Below are 2,604 nucleotides of genomic sequence, written 5' to 3' on the forward strand. Positions count from 1 at the left end.
GCTCGCCCCGCAACGCCTCCAGCGCAACTTTCGCCTTGAACTCAGCCGTGTAATGCTTCCGCTTTCCCGTCATCGGGTCCGTCCTTTCCCCAGGGCGAACCAAGCTTAGCCGACTGCTCGGGTGATGGGGACCACCTCACACCCAACAAACATGGCGATACGCATCCCAGACCATGATGTGACTGAACAAGTGAGTTGACCAGGCGGTTAAAGCCAGACAGGTTGTAGATCACGGCATCGACGGACGCTGGACGAGAGCGCTGTCTAAGTGCCTTGCTTACGCGCAACAACTCCACCCAACGACCACACCACCCCTAATGCCCTCCACTTACCACCGATTGGAGCGATGCTTTCCTTCGAGTGACGAGCAGCAAGGCTGACGCTCCGCGTGACGATATAACGATTCAGGCGTATTGCTCGCAGAGCGGCACAATGGTAACGGCACGGGATGCCGTCGGACGGGGCAACATCAAACTAGCCTCGGCTATATCCCTAGAAGTAGTGAAACTCGCGCAGCGGCCCGTCGACGTTCCGGACCGGAACGCCGGCCCCGTGCTCCTGTTGTCGGGAGCATCCATCCCCCGTCCGGCGCCTGCCCCGGCAGGCGGCCCAGCAGGAAGACACCGATGCGCCTGATTCTCGCGACGTCCGCCATCGCCCTCGTGACCGCGCTCGCCCCGCCCGCCCTGGCGCAAGACCAGCAGGCGCTGCCCGGCGGTGCCGAGAGCGTGGAGACCCAGGCCGGGCCGGTGCGGGTCGAGGTATTCGCCGACGGGCTGGAGAACCCGTGGGCGATCGACTTCCTGCCCGACGGCCGCGCGCTGGTGACCGAGAAGCCGGGGCGGCTGCGCATCCTGTCCGGCGACGGCAGCCTGTCGGGGCCGCTGCAGGGCACGCCCGAGGTGTTCGCCCAAGGCCAGGGCGGGCTGATGGACGTCGCGGTCGATCCGCAGTTCGAGCAGAACAACAGGGTCTGGCTGTCTTTCGCCGAGCCGGGCGAAGGGGGTGCGGGCACCGCGCTCGGCCACGGCACGCTGGCCGAGGACCGGATCGAGGATTTCCAGGTCGTGTTCCGCCAGGAGAAGGTCGAGGGGCCGAACCATTTCGGCAACCGCATCGCCTTCTCCCCCGACGGGCACGTGTTCCTGGCACTGGGCGAGCGGTTCAAGTTCGAGCCGGCGCAGGACCGGTCCAACACGCTGGGCGCGGTGGTCCGCCTCAACCCCGACGGCACGATCCCGCAGGACAACCCCTTCGTCGACGATCCCCAGGCGGCGGACGCCATCTGGTCCTACGGCCATCGCAACATCGAGGCGGCGGCCATCCATCCCGAGACGGGCGCGCTCTGGGTCGTCGAAATGGGGCCGCTCGGCGGGGACGAGCTGAACCAGCCGCGGGCCGGCGAGAACTACGGCTGGCCCACCGTGAGCTGGGGCCGCCACTACGATGGCCGCGACATCCCCGACCCGACGACCCGGCCGGAATTCGCCGACGCGGCGATGCACTGGAGCCCGGTGATCTCGCCTTCCGGTATGGTCTTCTACGACGGCGACCTGTTCCCGGAATGGCAGGGCAGCGCGCTGGTCGGAGCGCTCAGCGGCACGGCCGTGGTGCGTATCGCCTTCGACGGCGAGACGCCGCGCGAAGCCGAACGCATCCCCCTGGGCGCCCGCATCCGCGACGTCGAGCAGGGGCCGGACGGCGCCGTCTACGTCGTCAAGGATGCCGCCGACGGGGCGGTCTGGCGCATCTCGCCGATGGAGACCGGAGAGCAGGCGACGGGGGGCTGATCCCGGCTGCCCCCAACCTTTCCGCTCGCGCGGGCGAGGAGTAATCCGGAAGAGTCGTTTCGTTTTCGCGCTTGACGGGTTCGTTTGCGAAAGCGCAGCCTCGGGTATCGGGTAGATACAGGGGTCGCCGGGGATGGACGCCTCGCTCCGCCAGCAGCAGATCGCGACGCTCGTGCGCGAGAAGGGGCTGCTGCAGGTGCAGTGGCTGGCCGACCATTTCGGCGTCACGCCCCAGACGATCCGGCGCGACATCGAGGACCTGGCCTCGCGCTCGCTGGTGCGGCGCTTTCGCGGCGGCATCACCGTCCCGTCCTCGGTCGAGAACGTCGCCTACAGCACCCGCAAGATGCTGCTGGCCGAGGAGAAGCGCCGCCTCGCCGAGCTGTGTGCGCGCTCCGTCCCCAACGACGCCTCGCTGTTCCTCAACATCGGCACCACCACCGAGGCCGTCGCGCGCGCCCTGCTGCGTCATCGCGGCCTGCGCGTCATCACCAACAATCTCAACGTCGCCAACACCCTGCACAACGCCACCGACTTCAGCCTCAGCATCGCCGGCGGCCAAGTCCGCCAGCGCGACGGCGGCATCGTCGGCGAGGCGACGATCGACTTCATCCGGCAGTTCAAGGTCGACATCGGCATCATCGGCATCAGCGGCATCGACGCCGAGGGCGACCTGCTCGACTACGACTACCAGGAGGTCCGCGTCGCCCGCACGATCATCGAGAACTCGCGCCGCGTCTTCCTGGTCACCGACCACACCAAGTTCGGCCGCAGCGCCATGATCCGCCTCGGCCATATCGGCGAAGTGCACGAG

General features: G+C 67.7%; 2 protein-coding genes. Both read left to right on the top strand.

Annotated elements, in window-relative coordinates:
* The first annotated feature begins 626 nt into the window (after positions 1 to 626).
* Positions 627 to 1,790 carry a PQQ-dependent sugar dehydrogenase gene (locus tag VGO20_RS24395; RefSeq protein WP_327504999.1) on the top strand — a complete coding sequence of 388 codons (1,164 nt, stop codon included), beginning with the start codon at positions 627 to 629 and terminating at the stop codon, positions 1,788 to 1,790.
* A 133-nt stretch (positions 1,791 to 1,923) separates the two neighbouring features.
* Positions 1,924 to 2,604: DeoR family transcriptional regulator (locus tag VGO20_RS24400; protein WP_327505000.1), on the top strand; the 681-nt coding region annotated here is incomplete at its 3' end.

The sequence above is a fragment of the Arenibaculum sp. genome, assembly GCF_035998295.1.
Taxonomy (GTDB): Bacteria; Pseudomonadota; Alphaproteobacteria; order Azospirillales; family Azospirillaceae; genus DASYHS01.